The sequence below is a fragment of the Glutamicibacter sp. genome (assembly GCF_032154645.1).
GTDB lineage: Bacteria > Actinomycetota > Actinomycetes > Actinomycetales > Micrococcaceae > Glutamicibacter.
Genome location: NZ_JALDXV010000023.1, coordinates 48,155 through 54,497, shown reverse-complemented (window position 1 = coordinate 54,497; position 6,343 = coordinate 48,155). Strand labels below are relative to the sequence as shown.

6 protein-coding genes are annotated in these 6,343 nt (G+C 54.5%); all 6 read left to right on the top strand.

Annotation, left to right across the window (positions count from 1 at the left end):
* A partial coding sequence (gene tig / locus RUH64_RS15090) for a trigger factor (RefSeq protein WP_313814482.1) occupies positions 1–1,280 on the top strand: 1,280 nt, incomplete at its 5' end.
* 253 nt (positions 1,281–1,533) lie between these two features.
* Entirely contained in the window at positions 1,534–2,127 is a 594-nt protein-coding gene (locus RUH64_RS15085; protein ID WP_313814485.1) for an ATP-dependent Clp protease proteolytic subunit, read from the top strand.
* Between the two features lie 53 nt (positions 2,128–2,180).
* Entirely contained in the window at positions 2,181–2,840 is a 660-nt protein-coding gene (locus RUH64_RS15080) for an ATP-dependent Clp protease proteolytic subunit (RefSeq protein ID WP_313814481.1), read from the top strand.
* A gap of 164 nt (positions 2,841–3,004) precedes the next feature.
* The gene (gene clpX, locus RUH64_RS15075; RefSeq protein ID WP_313814480.1) at positions 3,005–4,297 is read left to right on the top strand and encodes an ATP-dependent Clp protease ATP-binding subunit ClpX; all 1,293 of its coding nucleotides are present in this window, start codon (positions 3,005–3,007) and stop codon (positions 4,295–4,297) included.
* Between the two features lie 61 nt (positions 4,298–4,358).
* A complete protein-coding gene (locus tag RUH64_RS15070; protein WP_313814479.1) occupies positions 4,359–4,967 on the top strand; it encodes a DsbA family protein in 609 nt (202 codons plus the stop codon).
* Between the two features lie 165 nt (positions 4,968–5,132).
* A complete protein-coding gene (locus RUH64_RS15065) occupies positions 5,133–6,092 on the top strand; it encodes a hypothetical protein (RefSeq protein ID WP_313814478.1) in 960 nt (319 codons plus the stop codon).
* Positions 6,093–6,343 lie beyond the last annotated feature (251 nt).

The window sequence follows — 6,343 nt, the reverse complement described above, 5'->3', positions numbered from 1 at the left end:
ACGAGGAACTGAAGCCCCGCGTCGATGAGGCGTACAAGACCATCGCTCAGCAGATCCAGATCCCAGGCTTCCGTAAGGGCAAGGTTCCTGCACGTCTGATCGATCAGCGTGTTGGCCGCGGCTACGTTATCGAGACCGCAGTTAACGAAGGCTTGAACGACTTCTACCAGCAGGCAATGGTTGAGAACGAGCTCACCCCACTGTCCCGCCCAGAGGTAGACATCACCGAGCTTCCTTCTATCGAGAAGGAAGGCGAGGGCCAGCTGGCTTTCACCCTGGAAGTTGACATCCGCCCGACCGTTGAACTGCCCGACTACAAGGGCATCGAGGTTTCGGTAGAGGCCAAGGAAGTTGCTGACGAGGATATCGAGAAGGCTCTCGACGACCTGCGCGGCCGCTTCGGCACCTTGAAGGAAGTTGAAGCTCCAGCAGCTGCAGACTCCTTCGTAACCATTGACCTGACCGCTTCCGTCGAGGGCGAAGAGGTTGACTCCGCACAGGGCCTTTCCTACCAGATCGGTTCCGGCAACATGCTTGAGGGCATGGACGAAGCAATCACCGGCTTGTCCGCTGGCGAAGACGCAACCTTCGAGACCGAACTGGCTGGCGGCGAGCACGCCGGCAAGCCTGCCACCGTCAAGGTAGTAGTCACCGCCGTCAAGCAGCGCGAACTGCCAGAGGCCAACGATGACTTCGCTCAGCTGGCTTCCGAATTCGACACCATCGCTGAACTGCGTGAAGACCTGGGCAAGTCCGCTGCCGAAGGCAAGATCGTTGAGCAGGGCGTAGAGGCTCGCGAGCTCGTTCTCGACAAGCTGCTTGAACTGGTTGAGGTTCCTGTTCCAGCATCGGTCATCGACGAGCAGATCGATCAGCACTTCAACGCTCCAAACTCCGAAGAGGGTCACGACACCGAAGAGCACCGTGCAGAGGTTCGCGAGAACACCGAACGTGCCTTCAAGAACGAGATCATCCTCGATGCTGTTGCCAACGCTGAAGAGGTTGGCGTTGAGCAGTCCGAGCTGATCGACTACATCGTTCAGACCGCCGGCCAGTACGGCATGGAGCCAAACCAGTTCGCACAGATGCTGGACGGTGCCGGTCAGGTTCCAATGCTGTTGGGCGAAGTTCGCCGCCGTAAGGCATTGGCAAAGGTTCTTGAGTACGCGACCGTCACCGATTCCAACGGTGCAGCCGTGGACCTGAGCTCCTTCGTGAAGCCAGCCGGTGAAGAAGAAGCTGCAGAGGTTGAGACCGAAGAGGCAACCGAAGCCAAGTAGTCTTCGCTAAGTACTTGAGTGGTCGTCGGCCAGCTTGTGTAAACAAGCTAGCCGACGACCATTTTTGTTCGCTCCGGGCGTGCTACATGCGCCGTGAGCGAAACAGGGGCATGAAACGCCCCATGAAGGACTTGAAGTAAGTAATCTGCAAGTAACCAGTTGCAGCTTTGGGGTTCAACCTATGTATCCCAGAATCTGATCTACACGTTTGGAAGAGGTAGAGAACATGTCAAATGATTCGCGCACTCCCACCATGGCCACCGTTGATGCGGCAAGCCGTGAGGATTACATCTACAACCGCCTGCTCAAGGAGCGCATCATCTGGCTGGGCTCTGAAGTCCGCGATGACAACGCTAATGCGATCTGCTCCCAGCTGCTGCTGCTCTCGGCAGAAGATCCTGAGAAGGACATCTACCTGTACATCAACTCGCCGGGCGGCTCCATCACCGCTGGCATGGCCATCTACGACACCATGAACTTCATCCCTAACGATGTGGTGACCGTAGCGACCGGTCTGGCCGCTTCAATGGGTCAGTTCCTGTTGTCCTCCGGCACCCCGGGCAAGCGCTTCGCCACCCCGAATGCCCGCATCTTGATGCACCAGCCCTCGGGCGGCATCGGCGGCACCGCATCGGACATCAAGATTCAGGCAGAGCTGATCATGCACATGAAGAAGGTCATGAGCGAGCTCACTGCCGAGCAGACCGGACAGAGTGTAGAGCAGATCCTCGTCGACAACCAGCGCGATAAGTGGTTCACCGCAGAAGAAGGCCTGAAGTACGGCTTCTTCGACCAGATCGCAAAGCACGCCGGTGCAGTCACCGGCGGCGGCGGAGTCGAAAACTAATCGGTCGCCCACTTACCGGCTTGAACTTCACAGATTTGTCCTAGGAGAAAACCATGTACTTCAATACTGAAGCAACCAGCGGCCAGATGCCTTCGGCTCGCTACATCCTGCCACAGTTCGAAGAGCGTACCCCGTACGGCTTCAAGCGTCAGGACCCATACGCCAAGCTGTTCGAAGACCGCATCATTTTCCTCGGTGCTCAGGTTGACGACGCGTCCGCAGACGATGTTATGGCGCAGCTGCTCGTCCTTGAATCAATGGACCCAGAGCGCGATGTCACCCTGTACATCAACTCGCCTGGCGGTTCATTCACGGCAATGACCGCAATTTACGACACCATCCAGTTCATCCGCCCAGAAGTACAGACCGTCTGCCTCGGCCAGGCGGCATCAGCAGCGGCCGTACTTCTGGCAGCGGGTACCCCTGGCAAGCGACTGGCTCTACCAAACGCCCGTGTCCTGATCCATCAGCCTGCCATGGGCGGCGGCGAACGTGGTACTGCTACCGACCTGCAGATCCAGGCCGAAGAAGTTATGCGCATGCGTGGCTGGCTAGAGCAGACCCTGTCGTCGCACTCGGGCCAGACGGTGGAAAAGGTCCGCGATGATGTTGAACGTGACTTGTTCATGACGGCGGAGGAAGCAAAGGTTTACGGCATTGTTGACGAGGTATTGACTCCTCGAAAGCTCAATCGTGCGCAGTTGGGACACTAGTCCGACCGGGAATAAGTACTAAAGCATGGCGGTTTACATAGTTGGAGGCGTTGACTCGATAACGCTGACCCGCAGGTAAACCGCCATGTTTGGCTATTTTGGGGACTACCTGGCCTAGAATTGAAGTAGTCCACAGCTACTGAAGTAAATGGGAGATTGGTGCGATGGGACGTATGAGCGAAGGCTCGGATCTGCTGAAGTGTTCTTTCTGCGGAAAGAGCCAAAAGCAGGTAAAGAAGCTGATTGCAGGCCACGGCGTCTACATCTGCACCGAGTGCATTGAACTCTGCAATGAGATCATCGCTGAGGAATTCGCTGAAGAGCAGGTCAGCGAGGACTTCACCCTGCCCAAACCACGCGAAATCTTTGATTCGCTTCAGGAATATGTGATCGGTCAGGAGAACGCCAAGCGTGCGCTGTCAGTGGCTGTTTACAACCACTACAAGCGGATCCGTGGAAACCAAGACCATGCACCGGTGGCCGCACTCACTAATGAAGATCCGTTGGGCGAAGTTGAAGTCTCCAAGTCCAACATCATGCTCATTGGCCCGACGGGCTGCGGCAAGACCTATCTGGCGCAGTCGCTGGCAAAGAAACTTAATGTTCCATTTGCTGTAGCTGATGCAACGAGCCTTACCGAGGCAGGCTACGTAGGCGAAGACGTTGAGAATATTTTGCTCAAGCTGATCCAAGCGGCTGATTACGATGTGAAGAAAGCCGAAACCGGCATCATCTACATTGATGAGATCGACAAGATTTCCCGCAAGAGCGAAAACCCTTCAATCACCCGCGATGTGTCTGGTGAAGGCGTACAGCAGGCGCTATTGAAGATCCTCGAAGGAACTGTCGCCGCGGTACCGCCACAGGGCGGACGAAAGCATCCACACCAAGACTTCCTCCAGCTGGACACCACGAATATTCTTTTCATTGTCGCGGGCGCCTTCGCCGGCCTAGAAGAGATCATTTCTTCACGGGCAGGACGCAAAGGCATTGGATTTGGTGCTCCATTGACAGCGCTGAAGTCTGAGACAGCTTCTTATTCAGACGTGAGGCCTGAGGACCTACTTAAGTTTGGTTTAATTCCTGAATTCATTGGCCGTCTGCCGGTAATCACCACGGTTGAACACCTCGATAGCGATGCACTGATCCGCGTCTTAACTGAACCGAAGAACGCTCTGGTTAAGCAGTACCAAAAAATGTTCCAGATGGACGGGGTGCAACTGAGCTTCGAGCCGGCTGCATTGGAAGCAATTGCAGAATTGGCCATCGAACGTGAAACTGGGGCCCGAGGTTTACGGGCAATCTTGGAAGAAACACTGGGTGGCATTATGTTCGACCTGCCAAGCCGGGAAGACATTGCTGAAGTTGTAGTGACTCGGGAGACTGTCATCGATGGCGAAGACCCAACCTTGCTTTCGCATGCAGTGGCAGCGAAGCGCAACAGGAAGTCCGCCTAAGAGTCATATTCTGTCGCTGACGACGTACGCCAGCGAGATTACTTAAGAAAGTTGGTAGTACATGGCCGAGCGCCGGCATGTTGATTTCTGGTTTGATCCGATCTGCCCCTTTGCTTGGGCAACGAGCCGCTGGATCAAAGAAGTCCAGAATGTCCGCGACATTGACGTAGAGTGGCACGTAATGAGCCTGTCAGTACTCAATGAAGGCCGTGATCTTCCAAACGACTACCGCAAGAAGATGGACTCATCCTGGGGCCCCGTTCGCGTCATCATCAAGGCAGCTCAGGAGCATGGCGTCGAAGTCATCGACTCGTTGTATACGGCCATGGGGGAGCTTTTCCACTACGAAAAGATCGATGACCGAGGTGCAGTCATTGCCACGGCGCTCGAAAAGGTTGGCCTTCCTGCGAGCTTGGCAGAAGCAGCCGATACCGATGCCAATGATGAAGCACTGCGAGCAAGCCACGAAGTAGGCATCACCAAGGTTGGCCAAGACGTTGGCACTCCAATTATCGCAGTGGATGGAGTTGCCTTCTTCGGCCCGGTGATTACCCGCATTCCGCGTGGAGAAGAGGCCGGCCAGATGTTCGATGCCGCCGCGACCTTGGCTGCATTCCCATATTTCTTCGAATTAAAGCGTTCACGTACAGAGGCTCCGACTTTCCAGTAGTAGCAATCGTGAGGGGGACGTTTCCAGCATTGGAAACGTCCCCATCGATTTTTAACGAGAAATGTCACGAATCTTCCTGAGGCGTTAGGCAATGGATGCCCCCTGTTCCTTTGCTAGGGTCGATCCATAAAGCTTTTCCTGTGTGGCGGGATGGAAGGAAATTCGTTGAACTCATCAGGTCAAAGTTATCGGTCGATCGTGGCAGTAGTTTGCCTCATTCTAGGAATCGTTCTGGCTCCGTTGTCCATTACAGGTCTTTGGGCGACGAAGAACTTAACCGATACGGACGGATTCACCGCGCTCATGGCACCCTTGGCAAGAAATCAAGGACTGCAGGACGATGTAGCCGGAATGATCACTGCTTCGATTTCAGAGCAATTACAGATTGAAGCAAAAGTTGAAGCAATTCCCGGTAGCTCCTGGTTGCCCAATGCGCTCTCTCCGGAGCGTTTGGCGGCAAAATCCGACGAACTGATCAACCGTGGCGTATCAAATGTGATTCGCTCGGAGCAGTTCGCCTCCTTGTGGGAGGACGCGGTACGAGCTAGCCACGCGAAAACCGTAGCGGTCCTCAGTGGTAACAGCGAAAGTATGTCACTTGACGATGCCGGTGTACTGACTTTCCAACTGAGTACTATTCTCAACGACATCTCTACTCCGTTGTCGCAGTTGGGTATTCCCGGGATGAGCGAGATGCTGAATATTGATCCCCAGTGGGAACTGCGAGTTATTCAGAGCGATGCGCTACCTGCAGTGCAAAAGGTCTACCGGATGATTACAGGCTACGGGCCATGGTTGATTTACGTCGCTGCAACGTTCATTGTGGCAGGGATACTTCTGCAGTCGAGGTATTTGACGAGGGCCCTTGTGGCGCTGGGTATTGTGCTTGGATTAAGTGCGCTAGCGATGAACACGTTCCTTTTTGACTATGTTCGAGTCGCTTTGTTTGGCTCCTTGCGTCCAGCGGTAGCTGAATCCGTGTATCACCAGGTGATGGGCAGCCTATTTGGGGTTCTGATGACAACGTCTGTGGTGTCGTTGATACTGGGCGCTGCATCTTGGCCGTTGTCGAGCTTGGTGAGGAAGCGTGAGGCTCGGAATCGAGAATTCGTTTCAGGGGGCTGAAAGCAAGGAGAGAACAAAGAACGCCAGCATTCCACGTAGTGGAAGCTGGCGTTCTTGCCGTCTCTATTGATGGAAACATTCTCGCAGTTACATCGTTATGAGGTGTGTAGCGAAAGCGCGGCTAAGCATTTCGAAATTTTTTCGCATTGATTCTCGTGCACCAAAGTCCCTGCGGTGCTTAAATTGCTCTACGTGTCTTTCAGAGTTCCGTTTTTTCTACGCGCAAATGGTTGACCAATCGATGGTGTTAT